The organism is Paenibacillus barengoltzii NBRC 101215, from assembly GCF_004000745.1.
Classification (GTDB): domain Bacteria; phylum Bacillota; class Bacilli; order Paenibacillales; family Paenibacillaceae; genus Fontibacillus; species Fontibacillus barengoltzii.
The window spans coordinates 1-17,710 of sequence record NZ_BILV01000100.1 but is presented as its reverse complement, the minus strand read 5'-3'; the positions used below and the strand labels follow the sequence as shown (position 1 = coordinate 17,710).

23 protein-coding genes are annotated in these 17,710 nt (G+C 53.7%); 22 read left to right on the top strand and 1 reads right to left on the bottom strand.

The genetic code is table 11. The features are described 5' to 3' along the window. Positions 1-69: 69 nt before the first annotated feature. The 15 genes from tenA (at position 70) to PBA01S_RS20720 (ending at position 11,555) form a co-directional block, all read left to right on the top strand. Complete coding sequence (tenA, locus tag PBA01S_RS20790; RefSeq protein WP_028539180.1) at positions 70-756, top strand: thiaminase II; 687 nt, start codon at positions 70-72, stop codon at positions 754-756. A 63-nt stretch (positions 757-819) separates the two neighbouring features. Beyond that, complete coding sequence (gene thiM, locus PBA01S_RS20785) at positions 820-1,668, top strand: hydroxyethylthiazole kinase (protein ID WP_028539179.1); 849 nt, start codon at positions 820-822, stop codon at positions 1,666-1,668. Beyond that, positions 1,665-2,483: a bifunctional hydroxymethylpyrimidine kinase/phosphomethylpyrimidine kinase gene (gene thiD / locus PBA01S_RS20780; RefSeq protein WP_028539178.1), complete on the top strand. Its 819-nt coding sequence runs from the start codon at positions 1,665-1,667 to the stop codon at positions 2,481-2,483. Before thiM ends, thiD begins: the two co-directional genes overlap by 4 nt. Next, positions 2,480-3,166, top strand: coding sequence for a thiamine phosphate synthase (thiE, locus tag PBA01S_RS20775; protein ID WP_085279337.1), 687 nt, complete (start codon positions 2,480-2,482; stop codon positions 3,164-3,166). The genes thiD and thiE overlap by 4 nt, the downstream gene beginning before the upstream one ends. A gap of 326 nt (positions 3,167-3,492) precedes the next feature. Further along, positions 3,493-4,086 (top strand): RNA polymerase sigma factor, encoded by a 594-nt coding sequence (locus PBA01S_RS20770; RefSeq protein WP_028539176.1) that lies wholly within the window; start codon positions 3,493-3,495, stop codon positions 4,084-4,086. After that, on the top strand, positions 4,083-4,685 hold the full coding sequence (locus PBA01S_RS20765) for an anti-sigma factor family protein (protein ID WP_009226997.1): 603 nt from the start codon (positions 4,083-4,085) through the stop codon (positions 4,683-4,685). Before PBA01S_RS20770 ends, PBA01S_RS20765 begins: the two co-directional genes overlap by 4 nt. Before the next feature lie 69 nt (positions 4,686-4,754). After that, entirely contained in the window at positions 4,755-5,354 is a 600-nt protein-coding gene (locus PBA01S_RS20760) for a histidine phosphatase family protein (RefSeq protein ID WP_009226996.1), read from the top strand. 114 nt (positions 5,355-5,468) lie between these two features. Beyond that, positions 5,469-6,557 carry a hypothetical protein gene (locus PBA01S_RS20755; protein WP_127576638.1) on the top strand — a complete coding sequence of 363 codons (1,089 nt, stop codon included), beginning with the start codon at positions 5,469-5,471 and terminating at the stop codon, positions 6,555-6,557. A 186-nt stretch (positions 6,558-6,743) separates the two neighbouring features. Next, on the top strand, positions 6,744-6,929 hold the full coding sequence (locus tag PBA01S_RS20750; protein WP_009226994.1) for an IDEAL domain-containing protein: 186 nt from the start codon (positions 6,744-6,746) through the stop codon (positions 6,927-6,929). Positions 6,930-7,061: 132 nt separating this feature from the next. Next, positions 7,062-7,484 carry a DUF2487 family protein gene (locus PBA01S_RS20745; protein ID WP_016311823.1) on the top strand — a complete coding sequence of 141 codons (423 nt, stop codon included), beginning with the start codon at positions 7,062-7,064 and terminating at the stop codon, positions 7,482-7,484. Between the two features lie 186 nt (positions 7,485-7,670). Continuing rightward, positions 7,671-8,213 (top strand): Rieske (2Fe-2S) protein, encoded by a 543-nt coding sequence (locus PBA01S_RS20740; RefSeq protein ID WP_016311824.1) that lies wholly within the window; start codon positions 7,671-7,673, stop codon positions 8,211-8,213. Between the two features lie 16 nt (positions 8,214-8,229). Beyond that, on the top strand, positions 8,230-8,901 hold the full coding sequence (gene qcrB / locus PBA01S_RS20735) for a menaquinol-cytochrome c reductase cytochrome b subunit (protein ID WP_016311825.1): 672 nt from the start codon (positions 8,230-8,232) through the stop codon (positions 8,899-8,901). Between the two features lie 80 nt (positions 8,902-8,981). Continuing rightward, a complete protein-coding gene (locus tag PBA01S_RS20730; RefSeq protein WP_028539174.1) occupies positions 8,982-9,857 on the top strand; it encodes a menaquinol-cytochrome c reductase cytochrome b/c subunit in 876 nt (291 codons plus the stop codon). An 89-nt stretch (positions 9,858-9,946) separates the two neighbouring features. After that, positions 9,947-10,573 (top strand): DUF1405 domain-containing protein, encoded by a 627-nt coding sequence (locus PBA01S_RS20725; protein ID WP_085279333.1) that lies wholly within the window; start codon positions 9,947-9,949, stop codon positions 10,571-10,573. Positions 10,574-10,631: 58 nt separating this feature from the next. After that, positions 10,632-11,555: a sporulation protein YpjB gene (locus PBA01S_RS20720; RefSeq protein WP_016311828.1), complete on the top strand. Its 924-nt coding sequence runs from the start codon at positions 10,632-10,634 to the stop codon at positions 11,553-11,555. 78 nt (positions 11,556-11,633) lie between these two features. On the opposite strand, the gene PBA01S_RS20715 is transcribed toward PBA01S_RS20720, so the two are convergent. Beyond that, positions 11,634-12,503, bottom strand: a complete 870-nt coding sequence (locus PBA01S_RS20715; RefSeq protein WP_016311829.1) for a YitT family protein — start codon at positions 12,501-12,503, stop codon at positions 11,634-11,636. A gap of 209 nt (positions 12,504-12,712) precedes the next feature. Between PBA01S_RS20715 and PBA01S_RS20710 the strand changes: the two genes are divergently transcribed. The 7 genes from PBA01S_RS20710 to PBA01S_RS20680 form a co-directional block, all read left to right on the top strand. Further along, positions 12,713-13,021, top strand: a complete 309-nt coding sequence (locus tag PBA01S_RS20710; protein WP_036700413.1) for a nucleotide pyrophosphohydrolase — start codon at positions 12,713-12,715, stop codon at positions 13,019-13,021. Between the two features lie 56 nt (positions 13,022-13,077). Further along, positions 13,078-13,608 carry a tetratricopeptide repeat protein gene (locus PBA01S_RS20705; RefSeq protein ID WP_016311831.1) on the top strand — a complete coding sequence of 177 codons (531 nt, stop codon included), beginning with the start codon at positions 13,078-13,080 and terminating at the stop codon, positions 13,606-13,608. Between the two features lie 21 nt (positions 13,609-13,629). After that, positions 13,630-14,436 carry a 4-hydroxy-tetrahydrodipicolinate reductase gene (gene dapB, locus PBA01S_RS20700; protein ID WP_028539170.1) on the top strand — a complete coding sequence of 269 codons (807 nt, stop codon included), beginning with the start codon at positions 13,630-13,632 and terminating at the stop codon, positions 14,434-14,436. A 14-nt stretch (positions 14,437-14,450) separates the two neighbouring features. Then, positions 14,451-14,873 (top strand): methylglyoxal synthase, encoded by a 423-nt coding sequence (gene mgsA, locus PBA01S_RS20695; protein WP_028539169.1) that lies wholly within the window; start codon positions 14,451-14,453, stop codon positions 14,871-14,873. Then, a complete protein-coding gene (gene bshB1, locus PBA01S_RS20690; RefSeq protein ID WP_028539168.1) occupies positions 14,870-15,583 on the top strand; it encodes a bacillithiol biosynthesis deacetylase BshB1 in 714 nt (237 codons plus the stop codon). Before mgsA ends, bshB1 begins: the two co-directional genes overlap by 4 nt. Positions 15,584-15,622: 39 nt before the next feature. Next, positions 15,623-16,783, top strand: a complete 1,161-nt coding sequence (gene bshA / locus PBA01S_RS20685; protein WP_127576637.1) for an N-acetyl-alpha-D-glucosaminyl L-malate synthase BshA — start codon at positions 15,623-15,625, stop codon at positions 16,781-16,783. Between the two features lie 157 nt (positions 16,784-16,940). Continuing rightward, positions 16,941-17,710 (top strand): CCA tRNA nucleotidyltransferase (locus PBA01S_RS20680; RefSeq protein WP_255315404.1); only part of this gene is annotated, 770 nt, incomplete at its 3' end.

Below are 17,710 nucleotides of genomic sequence, written 5' to 3'. Positions count from 1 at the left end.
CTCTGGCAGCTCGGTTTGCTGTTGTCCTCTCAGAGGATTTCCTAGCCAAAATATGTGGAGGTGGAGAATTTGGGATTTTCTCAAGAGTTGCGTAGGCAGGCGGACGGAATTTATCAAGCGATATTTGATCATCCCTTTGTCAGAGGTATTGCGGAAGGCCGGTTACAGAAAGAACAACTCATTCATTACGTCAAGCAAGATTTTGAGTATCTGAATGCGTATATGCGAATTTACGGGATTGCGATTTCCAAGTGCCAGACCCGCGAGGAGATCGCGGTGTTTAACCAACAGATCGATTTTATTCTCAACAGCGAGATTCATCCGCATCACAATTTTTGCCGGGTGGCCGGGGTGAAATTTGAAGATTTGCAAGGCTTTCCGCTGGCCCCATCGGCGCATCATTATATCCGTCATATGCTGACAGTAGCTCATGAAGGAACTTTGGGGGAAATTTACGCCGTGCTTCTGCCTTGTCCGTGGACGTATCTGGAGATTGGCCAGAAGCTGCTTGAGGAAGTGCAGCCGACGCCGGAGCATCCGTACTATGAGTGGATCACCTTCTACGGTCAACGTGCAGGAGGTGTCACAGAGAAGTTCAAACAGGCGTTGGATCAATGGGCGGAAACCGCCAATCCGGCGGAGCGCCAACGCATGGTCGACCACTTTATGCAGAGCTGCCAGCTGGAATATCTCTTCTGGGACATGGCTTATCGGTTGGAAGATTGGCCGGTGGCGATGCCGGTGCTTCAGCCATAACTTCGCGCCAAGCTACTGATCCATCGATACAAGCCAAATGATCGAAAGAGAGGTTAAACCTACATGAGTGTACTGGAAAAAGAACTAGCCCAAGTGCTGCAAAAGGTGCAAAATACAAAACCGCTCGTTCATAACATCACAAACGTGGTCGTTACGAATTTTACGGCGAACGGCTTGTACGCGCTTGGCGCGTCGCCGGTCATGGCGTATGCGCCGGAGGAGGTGGCCGACATGGCCAAGATCGCCGGCGCGCTTGTCCTCAACATCGGCACGTTGTCGACGCCGCAGGTGGAGGCAATGATCCTTGCCGGCCAGTCGGCGAACGACCACGGCGTGCCGGTGCTGCTTGATCCGGTGGGCGCGGGAGCGACCGCCTTCCGGACGGAGGCGGCGCTGCGCATCCTGCGCGAGGTGAAGGTGGCGCTCGTGCGCGGCAACGCGGCGGAGATCGCCCATCTCGTTGGCGAAGCCCGCGAGATCAAGGGCGTCGACGCCGGCGACTCCGCGAGCGCCGAGGCGGCCGAGCTTGCCGTGCGGGCCGCGCGGGCGCTGAACACGGTCGTGGCGATCACCGGCCGTGAAGACGTCATCACCGACGGGCTGAAGTGCCGGATCGTGAGCGGCGGGGACGCGCTGCTCACACAAGTGACCGGCACGGGATGCCTGCTGACGTCGGTGCTGGGGGCTTTCGCCGCGGTGGAGCGCGATCTGCTGCTGGCCGGCACGGCCGGGCTGGCATTTTACGGCGCTGCCGCGTCCCGCGCTGCCGAGCGGACGGCTTCGGCCGGCCCGGGCAGCTTCCAGATCGCGTTTCTTGACGAGCTGGCAAAGCTGCACCCGCATTCGCTCAAAGGGCACGCGGCGGTGCGTGAATTTCAGGCGACCGGAGCCGGCGGGTGGTGGGTCGGATGAGCCAGATCGCCAGGGCCTTAACGATTGCCGGATCGGACAGCGGCGGCGGGGCTGGCATCCAGGCCGATCTGAAAACGTTCCAGGAGCTGGGCGTTTTCGGAATGTCGGCGATTACCGCTGTGACGGTTCAGAATACGCTCGGCGTCTCCAACGTCTACCCGTTGCCGCCGGAAGCCGCGGCAGAGCAAATCGAAGCGGTGGGCTCTGACCTTGGTGTAGATGCGCTAAAGACCGGTATGCTGTTCAGCGCCGAAATCATCGGAGCAGTGGCCGCGCAAATCCGCGCGTTCAGCTGGAACCGGGTCGTTGTTGACCCGGTGATGATCGCTAAAGGCGGCGCATCCTTGCTCCAGACGGAAGCGGTGCAGGCGTTACGCTCACAGCTGCTGCCGCTGGCGTACATCGTGACGCCGAACCTTCCCGAAGCGGAGGTGCTGTCCGGACTGTCTATCCGCAGCATGGAGGACCGCCGTAAGGCCGCAAAACGGATTTGTGCCTACGGCGTGCAACAGGTTGTCATTAAGGGCGGGCATGATGCCGATACCGGTGAGCAGGTTGTGGATTTATATTATGATGGCACCACCTTCACCGAAATGGTGGAGCGGCGAATCCCCACTGTGCATACGCACGGCACGGGCTGCACATTCTCGGCGGCATTAACGGCGGAGCTTGCCAAGGGAACGCCGACTTTAGACGCGGTGCGAATTGCGCGTGCTTTCATTCAAGCGGCGATTGAACATGAGCTTGGATTGGGGCAAGGGCACGGCCCGACCAACCATTTTGCCTATCGCCGGCTGCAAGGAGCGTCCCGATGAGCGGCGGAGTTGGAAGCGGGCGGATTGCGGCAGACCGGATGCGCCAGCTGCTGCGCACGTATCTGGTCCTCGGCAGCCCGAACTGCCGCGACCATCCGCTTCGCGTACTGGAGGCGGCGCTGGACGGCGGCGTGACGCTGGTGCAGTTCCGCGAGAAGGGACCGGGAGCGCTCACCGGGGAGCCGCTGCGGGCGCTAGCCGCCCAGCTGCTGGCCGCATGCCGCCGGAGGGGCGTGCCGTTCCTCGTCAACGATGACGTGGAACTGGCCCTTGCGATTCATGCCGACGGCGTGCATGTCGGTCAGGAGGACGAGGCGGCCGCGCGGGTTCGCGCCCGGATCGGCGACCGCATCCTCGGCGTCTCCGCGCACACGTTCGCCGAGGCGGAGGCCGCCGTGCGGCATGGCGCCGATTACCTCGGCATCGGGCCGATCTACCCCACGGCCTCGAAGGCGGACGCCAAAGCGCCGCAAGGGCCGGCGATTCTCCGCGAGCTTCGCGACCGCGGGATCACCTTGCCGCTGGTTGGCATCGGCGGCATTACGGCCGAAACAGCCGGCGACGTGATTCGCGCCGGTGCCGATGGCGTTGCCGTGATCTCCGCCATAACCTTGGCGGATGACGTCCGCCAAGCCGTTGCGCAGTTATACGCGACAACGGATGCCGGCACAAGCACAACTTGAGAGCTTCATCATATACGCAATACGCAGACCAGACCCTTGCCCCAGGCAAGGGTCTGGGAATTTGTGGATCATATGGTAAAGGGGATTCGTATTAATTTCGCTTTTGTCATGAATAATGCGTGAACGCATATTTTTTTAATTCCTACTCCTATGGTATAATATCCTCAATGTTTGGCAATGCTGTTAATTTGCTGTCTTGTTGGTATGATATTTTTTAGTTTATGTTACATAGATCACCGCAACTTTTTCGCCCCTGTTCGGTAATTATTTAGGAAAGAATCGAACGGGAAGATGGCCTATGGAAGCGCGAGGAGGATCGCACCCAAATGACGGATTCCCAAATGATTCGCGAAATTAAGGAAGGTAACACGGAACTGTATTCGGAGCTGATGCGAAGGTATCAGCGGAAGATCCTAGCTTTCGTGTACCACATGTTAAAGAGCGCTCATTTAGAGCTGCTTGCTGAAGATTTATGCTCGGAAACGTTCTATAAAGCATTTCGCAGCTTGCATTCCTTTAGAGAGCTGGATGCTTCATTCTCAACCTGGTTGTACACGATTGCCCGTAACACCGTGCTCAGTGAGCTCCGCAAGCAACGAAACGGCAACGTCCCCCTGGAGGAAAGCGGGATTATCCCCGTAGCCCCCAGCGAGGTCGCTCCGGAGCAAGCAGTATTACGGAGCGAGAAAGTGGGCATGGTGAGAGAAGCGATCAACAATTTGCCGGAGAAGCAACGGTCAGCTTTGATCTTGCGTGAATACGATCAATTGGATTATCAGGAGATCGCTAACATACTGGGACAAAGCGTCAGCGCCGTGAAGTCGCTATTGTTCCGGGCGCGCAGCAGTGTAAAGAGTCAGCTTGAACCCTACTTTTATGAACCCATCTACGAGCATTACGAAGGGATGAAAAGCAGATGAATTGTAAAGAGGCCCAAGAATTGTTCGGATTGTTACGGGACTTGCCCGAACAACACCCACAGCGGCTAATGCTGGAACAGCATCTTTTGGGCTGCGAGTCTTGCGCGGGCGAATACCAACAATGGGAAGAATGCCTGGACATGCTGCAGTACATACCGATCGAAGTGACAGAAGAGCAAGCGGAAGCGGTCAACCGGCGAGTGATGGACCGGATTTATGCCGAATCGCCTTGGCTGGCTCCCGATGTGAAGCGCGGCGTGACCCGTCGTATTCGGCGGCGGGTGGTGATTTGGGCCGCCAGCTTCCTTGCGATCTTCGTCTTTAGTTTTGGATTCCTGCTGATGGATCATTTTACGACGGACCAGAAAAGTGCCGAGCCGACGACCGGGATTCTCCCGGCCGCCGTTGTGGTAGCGGGATCGGAGTCGGATACGTATGAGGATTTCTCAATCGCCTTAACTAGCGTCTCGCGTGGGATTGTAGAGCCTTTTGCGGTACAAATGGGTCCGGCCTATCCGCAATATTGGATGTACCTGTCCATGGGCGGTATGCTGCTGGCGCTCTTTTCCTGGAAAGGGCTGCGCCGAACCAAAAGATAAACTTGGGTCCTAACGCTTCTCCCGCTTTCGGAGCGGGCGGGGCGTTTTTACATCTAAAGGGGGATGATTATGCTCGTTGGGTTAATTCGCCATGGACTTACCGATTGGAACGCAATCGGAAGAATTCAAGGACAAAGCGATATTCCGTTAAACGATGAGGGACGGCGTCAAGCCGAGCTGCTGGGCAGAAGATTGAAGGAGGAAAACGAATACCGCTGGGATTTCGTCCTGACGAGCACGTTGTCACGGGCGCGGGAGACCGGTTCGATCATCGCCGATGCGCTCGGGATTCCGCTATACGATCCGGATCCACGGTTGATGGAACGGTCGTTTGGCAAGGTTGAGGGGCTGACGCTAACAGAAAGGGAAGCCTTATGGGGAAAAGATTGGGATCGCCATGAACTCGGGCAGGAGAAGGATGAGGAGATTCGTCAGCGGGCCTTGTCTTTTATGACCGATTTGGCGGAGCGTTACCCGTCGAATAACATCCTGGTCGTTACCCACGGCGGCCTGTTGGCTCAGTTATACATTGCCTTGTATCAGGAGAGATGCCAGGAGCGCATCGGCAACTTATCGCTCACCATTCTGGAGAAAAACGAGCAATCCTGGGACCTGCGGCTTTATAATTGTACGCGTCATCTGCAGGAAAGCGTCCAGGAACCAAAGTAAATCGGCTTAGGCCGGTTTCTTTTTTTGCCTATTTCATGGAATAATTTTGCTTTCAGGGAATAAACGCCGGAAAACCTTCCCATAATGGGATTAAAACGGCGAGGCGGTAAAACTATGAATCTTGCGGATATGCTCACTTATGCCGATATCGGACAACTTAGCAGAATAGCGGATCATTACCGCTGTGAATGCAACGGGCACTCGAAGCATGAACTGATTCAATCCATCCTGCAGACAGTAGGGCGCCGCGATTTTATCGAGCGCTATATCGGCAGCATGAGTATGGAGGATTTGCGCTTCCTGAACACCCTGCTGTTTGATGGTCGTCGTCAGTTCAGCCTGGAGGAATTGGTTGCCTGTGCACAGGGCTCGCGGTTTACGGAAGATGCGAAGGAACGGGAAAGTCCGCGGGAGATGATCACCCGCTTTCGCCAGCAGGGTTGGCTGTTTAATGGCACCACCCAGCAAACTCGCTATCTGTTTGAGGTTCCGGAGGACTTGAAGCAGCGTTTCCGCGAAGCACTGGAACGCCGGTTTCTTGCCGAGGTGAAGGCGGCCGCCGCCGAACCGCCGATGCACCGGGAGGAGCCGGAGATGTTATCCGCCGACCTGTTGCTCTTCCTGCAATACGTGTCCAAGCATGACATTCCGCTAAATAGCGAAGGTGTGATGTATCGGAGAAATCAGTCACAGATTATGGAATCGCTGCACGTCTCCGAGGGGCTGGTAGGCAGAGGGTGGCGTTTCGGGTATGGCCGCCGTTTTAAGGATTATCCCAATCGGTTTGCGCTGCTCTACGACTATGCCTATCATTCCCGTCTCATTCAAGAGAACAACCATCGATTGGAACTGACGGATACGGGAGTGGCCTACCTGACGGAGGAACGAAAGGAACCGATGATCCAGTTCGTTCGCTTTTGGTTAAGATTATATAAAGGACCAATTCCCAATTTGCTGTCCCTCGTCTACTGGATTGTCTGTTGTTCGAAAGAATGGGTGACGGTTTCCTCGCTCTTCGAACGAGTGGAGCCGCTGATCAAGCCGTTCTTCTACGACTCCCCAGCTTCGATCTTTGAAGAGCGGATCCTGCAGATGATGCTTCATCTCGGAATGGTGCGCTTCGGAGAAGACGAGCAGCGCGAACGATATGTGCAGGCTTCCCCGTTCGGAAAGCAAGCGGTTCAGCAAATCCATAAGGGTTAGACCTAGTTCCGCGAATGCCGCTAGGCACAGACATATTCATGAGAATGGGGGCAAACGTCCCATATCGGCGAAGATATCAGTGAATATCTTTAAGTATGAGCAGGTTGTTGAAGTGACAGAATCTACGAGATGTGTGACGGTATGGAGAACAATATTCAATGTAACGATGGTTTGGAGGTGCATCCTATGGATCAGATGAAGGTTACTTATGAAGCAATGCTTGGATTGGCGGCGGAAATGATATGGGACGAAGCGCTCCGGAAGCATCGCTCGGAACAGATCTACAACGAGATTGACACCGCCTTGGCGAATGGCGACGAGGTTGCCTTCCGGCTCCTGACGGATGAACTGAAAACACTGGAAGAACGCTAAAAGCAAACCGCCCTATCTGTTCACAGCAATACGAACGGATGGGACGGTTTTTTTGTGAAGGAGATGAAGGATGGATTTGTCAATGATCCCTGTTTATAATGGGAAGACATTGATCGAAGAAGGGGATGCAACATGAAATTTAGTGAAATTGAAGCTTCCGCTTGGGAAGAGCTTAGCCCATACCTGGATACCTGCTTGATTCCGGTCACAGGATTATCTGGACAAGAACGTCCGTATGAAGTCACCGAAAAGTTGGAAAGACTGAGAGATATCCTTGATTGGGTGGAAATCCCTTTCAAGGGAAGGGTCGTGACATACCCGTCGTATCAATACGAGACGCCGGATATGGCGCAGAACTTAAACGATTTGTGCCGAAATGTCAAGAGCAGCGGATTTAAGTACGCTGTGGTCATCTCAGCTGATTTTGAATGGGGAGATGCGGGGCTTCCAGAGGCGGATTTAATCGTGACGCCAGGCCGTTTTGCGGCGGATTCGAAGGAAGGAGCTGCGGCACGAGTGAAGGCGGCAGTCCAAGAAATGTGGCAAGCTCAATAGCGGTGGTGATTGTGACAAAATATCGACAATTTCAAGTGGGACAAGCTTTTTGCGGGTCAAAAAAATGTGTCAAATTCTTGACGCTCTTAAAACGCTAATATATTATTAATATGTCTTACGCGATGTTGTGATAATTATCATTGAAACGCACGGAAACAATTGCTTGACAAGGGGGGTTGAAGACATATGAGCAATCAGCATGACCAGCAGGAATCCTCGCACAAACCGCCTATTCGCAAAGAGATGTCCCGTCGGCAATTTCTTACATATACGCTAGGGGGCGCCACAGCATTCATGGTGGGTGGGGTGACGCTTCCTATGGTTCGTTTTGCGGTTGATCCGATTTTGCATAAGAAAGGCGAAGGGACCTTCGTTAAAGTTGTGGAAGTGAGCAAAATTACCAACGAACCACAGGAATTTTCGTTCGAGCTCAAGCAGCAAGACGGTTGGTACTTAAGCACAGCTTCCCTGACGGCTTGGATTCGCAAAGACGAAAGCGGCAAAATTTATGCGCTTTCACCGATTTGTAAACATTTGGGATGTACGGTTGGTTGGAATAACGACAAGAACTTCCCAGATGAATATCACTGCCCATGCCACGGTGCACATTACACCAAAGAAGGTAAGCAGCTGGCGGTCGCGTCGAAGCCGCTTGACGAGTACAAGGTTATGATCAAGGATGACTGGGTTTATCTGGGGGATATCATCCCGAACACCATCGTGAAATAAGGAGGCGTAGATACGGATGTTTAAGAATGTATACAACTGGATTGACGAACGTCTTGATATCACGCCGATTTGGCGCGATGTAGCCGATCACGAGGTTCCGGAGCACGTGAACCCTGCGCATCACTTCTCCGCGTTTGTGTATTGCTTCGGCGGCTTGACGTTCTTTATTACGGTAATCCAGATCTTATCGGGGATGTTCTTGACCATGTATTACGTTCCCGATATTATTAACGCTTATGCCAGTGTAGAATACTTGCAGACTCAGGTCGCCTTTGGCCAGATTGTCCGCGGGATGCACCACTGGGGAGCCAGCTTGGTTATCGTGATGATGTTTCTACATACGCTTCGCGTTTTCTTCACCGGTTCCTACAAGGCACCACGCGAAATGAACTGGGTAGTCGGTATGCTGATCTTCTTCGTCATGATCGGTCTTGGTTTGACGGGATATCTGCTGCCATGGGATAACAAAGCTTATTTCGCAACGAAGGTAACGTTGGAAATTGCCAACTCTGTACCGGTGTTGGGTCCGGTTATTAAGGAATTGCTGCAAGGCGGAACGATTGTAGGGGCGGAAACGTTAACTCGGTTCTTTGCCATTCACGTATTCTTCCTGCCTGCGGTATTGCTGATCCTCCTGGTAGGTCACTTTATCATGATCCGCAGACAAGGGATTTCCGGTCCGCTATAAGAAGCGTGGGACATAGCTGATCCAATTGAATTGAAAATAGTTTCGAAAGACCTCTATAAGAGAAGGGGGGCAAAAAGGACATGGCTCATCATGACAATTCGAAGGAAAAGGTCGTATATGTCGGCGACTCCCGCGTCCGTAAGGGCAAGGGCTTTATAGCGCCTCCGGACTATACGGCGTATCCCGGCAAGTCGGAAGCGTTCATTCCTAACTTTTTGCTGAAGGAATGGATGGTTGGCGTTGTTGTACTCGTTGGATTCCTGGCGCTGACTATATCAGAACCGGCTCCGCTGGGCTTCCCGGCCAATCCGACGGCTTCGGTTATCCCGATGCCGGACTGGTACTTCCTGTTCCTGTATCAATATTTGAAATATCCATATGCCTCCGGCGATTACGTCGTTCTCGGTACAATGGGGATTCCGGCTGTGATGTTCGGCGGCTTGCTGCTCGCTCCATTTTTGGATCGCGGTAAGGAACGCCGCTTCTATAAGCGTCCGATCGCCTCGACACTGATGTTTCTTTCGATTGCCGCGGTTGTTTACTTGACGAACTTCGCTTGGACGCATTACCAGAAAGAACTGCAAGCAACAGGTCAAGTACCGGAACATATTCAACGGGAAGAACAAGCCCGTGAGAATCGGGAGAAGGGCTTGCCTACGTCGAATGCGAACCGTCAGGAAGAAGTGGCGATCGTGGATAAGGACGATCCGGCCATGGATGCATACAAGAAAGCGACCTGCGTATCATGCCATGGGGCTGACCTGAAAGGCGGGGCTGGACCTTCGCTTCGCGGCGTTGGTGACAAGCATGATAAGGACGCAATCCTTTCGATTATTAAAGAAGGATACAATGGCAAGATGCCTGCAATGTACGATACTGCGATCAGCGCGGGCTTGACGGATCAAGACATCGACCACTTGGCTGAATGGCTTGCGAAACAAAAAGCAGAACAGTAAAATAAGTAATAATGAAAAACCTGATCGTCTTACGATCAGGTTTTTTTAAGCTATCGTACTATTATTGTAGAAAAAGAGGGAGATCGCGCTTGAAGATATCGGATCTATGGGGTACAAAGTTTCTATCCTCCCGCTTCATACTTTGGGCTTTGTTCGTATGTAATCTCTTGGGAACGATTTACGGCTATATATGGTACGATGCGCAGTTGCTGGACACCTGGCGGAATCATCCACATTGGCAAATCGTGTTCGTCCCCGACAGCCCAACCGCCAGCTTATTCTTCACGTTAAGCCTGTTGTTCCTGCTGTTCCCGTCGAAGTTAGCGAAATACTTCCGCCTCCGTACCTTGATCGAGGGGCTAGCGGTCGTGACGAGTGTGAAATACGGGGTGTGGGCCGTAACGATGATTTTCGCCGGGGCCTATCAGGGGAGCGAGCTGGTGTGGCAGGACTGGATGCTGGTCGCCTCCCATTTGGCGATGGCCGTAGAGGCGTTGTTGTTCGTCCGATTGTACAAGTTTGGGACGTTTATGTTGCTTGGGGCCGGTGCTTGGACGCTGCTCAATGATACGGTGGATTATACCTACGAAGTTTATCCCTGGTTACCGGAGACGTTGTGGGATGACGTTCCTGCAGTGGCGGTCTTTACCGTAATCTTGACGGTAGCGAGCGTTGCTGCCGGCTGGCTTGCGCTGAAACAAGCCAAACGCGCTTGAGGCCGGGGTTCTAACGTAGGACAGCCTGCCATACCATGATGGTAGGGAGGGGATGTCCGTGAGAAGAACTTGGTTGAGAGGAGCAACAGCCGTACTGACTTTGCTTGCCGCGACGCTGCTATGGACTTCGGTGGTATTTGCAGAGCCTGTGAAGAACGGAACCGAGAGCAAGCCATCTACGTCCAAGGCAGGGACGCCGGCGATGTCCGAACAGGAACGCAGCGAGCGGCTCAAGCAGCTGGAATTGGCATCGGAACGGCTATATGAGCATATGCAGCAAGGGAGTGGCCAAGAAGCGCTGGCCGACATGGAGGCGTTAATCCAAGCGCTGGAGGGCGTATCCTTTAAGGGGTTAACCTCGGTAGAGGGTATCCATGCCTTGGCGGAAACGATTATGGACACCAAAGAGACGTTAGTTAGGGCGGATGCTCAGCCTGAAGCCTGGGCGCTATCCTCAGCCCGGCTGCGGCTGGCGGTCAATAGTTTGCTACATCCCGATAAGGCCTTATGGCAGCAATATTATAAAGTGATGTCCGATGATTTGCAGCAGATGAAACAGGCGCGTGCAGGCGGCAAACCTGCGGGGCTGCGCAAGGCGTTCCAGGCGCTGCAGGATCATTACGATGTCGTGCGTCCGGCTGCAGTGATTCGTCGTCCGGCCTCCGAGATCAACCGTTTTGAGTCGTGGCTATCGTATACTGAAGGACTAAGCGGTGCACAATCCTGGGATGAAAAGGCTCTGAAAGGAGCGATCGAGCAAGGAGAAGGCGAACTCAAAGCGCTGTTTGGCCGCCGGGGAGACGAGCCTGTATTCCTGCCGGTCACCGGCGTGGACAGTCCGTGGTATTGGAGTGCGTTGATTGGGCTGTGGATCGTGCTTGCCTTGACCTACACGGGAATTCGGAAGTATCGCGCGGATCGAGCGGTAACTGCAGTTCGAGCACAGCGCCCGGCGGAAGAGATGAATCGGTACCGGCTTTAGGCAGGGATTTACGAAAAAAGCTTAAGAGGCAGGGAGAACCCTAAACCTCTTAAGCTTTTTTTTGATGGTAAGTGCGATTTAATCTTCTTTAAATCCTTCGCCATGCACATCGTGGACGTCATTGATGATGATAAACGCCCGTGGATCTACCGATTTGGCGATGGATTGCAACCTCCGACTCTCCTGCCTGGAAACGACGCAGTAGGCCACATGCTTCGCTTGCTTCGAGTAGGCGCCAATGGCTGGAATCAACGTAACGCCGCGGTCCATCTCCTTCGTAATGATATCGGCGATCGCGGGTGCATGGTCGCTGATGATCGTAAACGCCTTGGCTGAATATGCGCCCTCTTGAATAAAATCGATCACTTTCGAGGAGATATAGACGGCTACAAGCGTGTACAAAATATTTTCCTTCCTAATATAGAAGAGCGATAACCCGATAATGATGATGTCCAGCGTCAGGATGACCTGTCCCATGCTGAACCCGTACTTGCGGCCCAGAATCCGGGCTACAATATCCGATCCTCCGGTGGTGCCGCCGAAGCGGAAGACGATGCCAAGCCCTGCCCCTAGCGTCACCCCTGCATATAACGAGACGAGGATATAGTCCGTCTGTGTCTCAAACGGTAATATCCAGCCATGATCGATCATCTGTTCAAACAGCCACAGGAAGAGCGTTAACGAGCCGATACCAACTCCAGTCCATAGAATGGAGCGTCCGCCGAGGATTTTCCAGCCGATCAGAAACAACGGGATATTCAGCAGGAGGTTGGAAAGCGAAGGCGAAATGCCAAACGCATAGTTCAGCAGCAGCGTCACACCGGTAACCCCGCCTTCCATCAGTTGGTTCGGTAGGATAAAATAAAGAAGGCCAAACGCATAAATCGCCGTACCCAGCATGATGGGTAGCAGTGTTTTTAGAAATCCGGTCAATTTGCTCAATGCCATGAAAAAACCTCACCTGTCTCTAGCGTTATTTATGTTATGTACTGTGCTGCGGGCAATTGGATAGATCTGCCTCTCCTAGTATACCTTTTTCTTCGCCGATTAAAAAAGGATTTGTTTTCGTCACCTACTTACGATAACATAGGGAAAAACGGGACATAAAGCGGAGGGATCGGCACTTGGATCGGAACAATGAGAAATCTCTCGCGGAAATGCAGCGCGAAGTAGACCGTTATATCTCGCAGTTTAAAGAAGGCTATTTCAGCCCGCTGACGATGCTCGCTCGCATGACGGAGGAAGTAGGCGAGCTGGCCCGCGAGGTGAACCATACCTTTGGCGAAAAGCCAAAGAAGAAAGATGAACCGGAAAATTCGATTGAGCTCGAATTGGGCGATATCCTGTTTATTACCATATGCTTTGCCAATTCCCTTGGGATTAATCTTACCGAGGCCCATGATAAGGTAATGCATAAATTTGCGACCCGCGATGCGGATCGTTGGACGAAAAAGGACACCGAATAGGGTCAATCTTCATATGCTGTTAGCATGATCATCCCTACAGTAAAGGGGGATAGCATATGAAGGCGGAGGATTATTTACAACGAGCTTACCGAAGCATCTACGAAAACGACTTTGCACAGGCAATGCACTGGTTCGAACGAGCGCTGGACGTCCAGCCGGATCACGCGGACATCCATTATCGCTACTCGATCACTTGTGCCCGGAGCGGGCAGCTGGATAAGGCGCTTCAACACGCGCGTCTGGCTGCAGCGCTGGAGCCTGAGCAGGACGAATATAAACTGCATTACGATCGTTTGCAGTCCATGGAACTGACGCAGATGGCCAGACGGCAGCTGGAGGCTGCCGGTGCCAAGCGGAAAGCGGCAGCTGAGCCAGCAGCCCGCATGTTAAAGCGTGCGGTCGAGCTGGACCCGTTGTCGTTGGATGCGCAGGTTTGGCTGGCAATCGCCTACGGCGAATTAGAGTGCTACGACCTTGCGCTGCAGGCGGTTCGGGACGCATCGGCCCTTCCTTTGGACGCTGGTGCAGCTGGTCAGCTTAAAGAGTTGGAGCAGCGGTTGAAGCAGCAAATGAAGCAATCATCATAGTAAAGAATGTGAGGAGATCGAATGTCTGAACCGATTAAAGTCGCCGTGGCGGGCGCCGCAGGCAGAATGGGCAGAGAAGTCGTCAAAATGGTGCTCCAGGACCCGGAGCTTCAACTGGTTGCTGCTGTGAATTTATCCAATGAAGGCATCGATGCCGGAACGCTGGTTGGCCTTCCGGCTTGCGGCGTGCCGATCACCACGAATTTAGAAGAAGCGCTGCGGGAGACGAGCCCGCGGGTGCTGGTTGATTTTACGACACCGCAGTACGCATATACGAACACCGAACTTGCGATTCGGTACGGCGTTTCGCCGGTTGTAGGGACGACCGGGTTTACGCCGGAACAGATCGAAGAACTGGACAAGCTGTGCCATGAGCAGGGAATCGGCGGATTGATTGCTCCAAACTTCTCCATCGGGGCGATCCTGATGATGCGTTTTGCAGCGCAGGCGGCGAAGTATTTTCCACATCTGGAGATCATCGAATACCATGGTGACCAGAAGCTGGATGCCCCTTCAGGGACAGCGGTGAAGACGGCGGAGCTGATCGCGCAGAACCGGAAGGAGCTTCGTCAGGGCAACCCGAACGAGGAAGAGACGATTGAAGGTGCACGCGGCGGTTATTATAACGGATTCCGGATACATAGCGTCCGGTTACCTGGTGTATTTGCACAGCAGGAAGTGGTGTTCGGCGGCTTTGGCCAGACGCTGAAGATTCGTCACGATTCGTATGAGCGTGCCGGTTATATGCCGGGCGTGAATTTGGCCATTAAGAAAGTTATTGACTGCAAGGGCATGATTTACGGGTTCGACCACTTCATGGATGAATAAAGGGGATAAGGCATATGTTAAACATCGCATTTATAGCTCATGACCGTAAAAAAGAAGATATCGTGAATTTCGTCATCGCCTACGAACATGTATTCAAAGGGAAAAAGCTTTATTCCACGGGAACAACTGGACAACGAATCATGGAAAATACTTCGCTTCAAATCCATCGGTTCCTATCGGGACCGCTTGGCGGCGATCAGCAAATCGGGGCGTTAATTGCTCAAAACGAGATGGATCTGGTCATCTTCCTGCGCGACCCATTGTTGGCACAGCCCCATGAGCCGGACATCACTGCACTTCTGCGCTTGTGCGACGTGCATGGAATACCCGTTGCAACGAATATGGCTACGGCAGAGATCTTGGTACGTGCCTTGGATCGCGGCGACTTCGGTTGGCGCGAACTGGTAGAACAAAATAAACCGGGGTTGACAAAATGAACGGTTTACTGGATATCTTAATCTTTGGGGCACATGCGGACGATGCCGAAATCGGCATGGCCGGAACCATCGCCAAGCATACTGCTGCAGGGTACCGCGTGGGCATCTGCGATTTGACCGAAGCGGAGCTGTCCTCTAACGGCAATCCCGTGCTGCGCAAGCAGGAAGCCGAGGCGGCAGCCGATGTGCTCGGATTAGCCGCACGCATCAATTTGGGACTGCCTGACCGCGGGTTAACCGGGTCGGCGGAGCAGCTCGCCGCGGTTACTGAGGTGATTCGGCAGTATGCGCCGCGAATGGTTTTTGCTCCGTATTGGGATGATCGTCACCCCGATCATATCGATTGCAGCAAGCTGGTGGAGGCGGCGGTGTTCAACGCCAAGCTGCGTCGGTATATGCCGGACAAGCCGGCGGTGGCTGCGCCTGAGCTTTATTTTTATTTCATTAATGACTGGGTATCGCCGGATCTGATCGTCGATGTGAGCGCAAATTATGAGCAGAAGGAGCGGGCGCTCCGGTGTTACCGTTCTCAATTTGAAGCCGGTTCACCGGGGGAAGACGTTGCCTTAACTCCGCTGAATCAGGGATATGTGGAACGGGTCAAAGCCCGCGATTCCCTGATTGGTCAGCGTGCTCTAATTCCGTTCGCTGAAGGTTTTATGACGAAAACCGCATATCAAGTTAATCTATTTGGCTCCCATCGTTCATAAGCTGGAAGAGGGAACAAACATAAAGGAGGCCCCCACCATATGGAACCATTTTTGAAAATAGGCATCACTTGTTATCCATCCTTGGGCGGTTCGGGGGTTGTGGCCACCGAGCTTGGGAAGTTGCTGGCGGATAAGGGCCACGAAGTCCATTTTATTTCGCATAGCGTTCCTTTTCGCTTAGGGAGTTACCATAAAAATATTTTTTATCATGAAGTTGAAGTCAGCGATTACTACGTGTTCCGGTATCCGCCTTACGATTTGTCGTTAGCGACCAAAATGGCTACGGTAGCCAAAGAGCAAGGACTGGATGTTCTGCATGTTCACTACGCAGTGCCCCACGCGGTATGCGCGTTTCTCGCCAAACAAATGGTAGGTGACTCGCTTAAAGTCGTGACAACGCTGCATGGGACCGATATCACCGTCCTGGCACAGGATGAATCGCTGAAGGACTTGATTCGTCTGGCGATTAATGAAAGTGATGCAGTGACGTCGGTGTCCCGAGATTTGATGCGGGAAACTCGTGAGGTCCTCGATATTACGCGAGATATCGATTTGACGTATAACTTTGTGGATGAGCGGGTGTACTATCCGCGCGACGCCAAGAGCTGCCGGACGAATTTTGCTGCTCCCGACGAGAAAGTGCTGATGCATATCTCCAACTTTCGGCCGGTGAAGCGGGTGAGTGATGTGGTGGATATTTTCTATCAAGTTAGTCAGGAAGTACCGGCGAAGCTGTTGTTTGTGGGGGAAGGACCGGATCTGCCCAAGATCCAATGCAAAATCAAGGAGTTAGGCTTAGCCGACCGGGTGCATTTCCTCGGAAAACAGGACGATATCGCCCATGTCATCTCCATGGCGGACGTCTTGCTGCTGCCTTCGGAGAAAGAGAGCTTTGGCTTGGTCGCCCTTGAGGCAATGGCTTGCGGAGTGCCAACGATCGGTTCAATCGCCGGCGGGATTCCGGAGCTGGTGAAGCACGGAGAGACCGGCTACTTGGCGCCGATTGGCGATACGAAACAGATGGCGGCGCATTGCATTTCTCTGTTTAAGAATTCGGAGCTGGCCGTGCGGATGCGTGAAGCTTGTTTATCCCGGGCCAAACACGAGTTCAGCAGTGATAAAATGATGGCTGCGTACGAAGAAATTTATTACCGTGTGCTCAATGTTCCAATGCCAACGTTAAATCCGGCTTGCGGTTGACGCGACCGTAAGTTTGATAAATGAGTTCATAGCATCGTAACGGCGCAGGGCTGGAGAGTCCTGCGCTTGCTGTGCCGTTTTTTTGTCTATGCTTGTAGTGACTGGAAAGGAGGTGTCCGTAATCGAAAAACAACACTGGAGTCAAGTGGACCCCCTCATGCTGGCTCAGGGGGAACGTGTGCTGCGTATTTTGCGAGATGGCGGGCACCAGGCTTTTTTTGTCGGGGGCTGTGTCCGTGACGAACTGATGGGACGCCCGGTCCACGACATGGATATCGCTACCTCAGCCAAGCCGGATGAGGTGGTTCGATTGTTTGAACGCACGATCCCGACGGGGATTCAACACGGCACGGTTACGGTGATGATGGAGGATCATGCGTTTGAGGTGACGACGTTCCGCAAGGAATCGGATTACGCTGATTACCGCCGTCCCACGTCCGTGGAGTTCGTTGATGCGGTGACGGAGGATTTGCGGCGGCGGGACTTCACGATGAATGCCATCGCCCGTGGGCTGGAAGGGGAGCTGATTGATCCGTTTGGCGGACAGATGGATATTGAACGGAGGCTGATCCGCTGCGTGGGTGATGCCGAAGAACGGTTTACGGAGGATGCGTTGCGCATGATGCGGGCGGTCCGGTTCGCTTCGACCTTCGGGTTCCGCCCGGTCTTGAGCTTGTGGAAGGCGCTCCTGGCAGGCCGGGACAAGCTCGGCTATATCGCGACGGAGCGCGTGCGTATGGAGCTTGAAAAAATCGTGCTGGGCCCAGACCCGTTGCGCGGGCTGGCCCTGCTGGAACGCAGCGGGCTGCTGCGGTACGCGAAGGCGGCGCAGGCGCAGGCGCCCGCTGCGGAAGCGCTTTGCGCTGCGGCGGAGGCGGGCGCCAAGGCGGTGGCTGGCGCCGCTGAGGCAGCGAGCGGCGCTGCAGC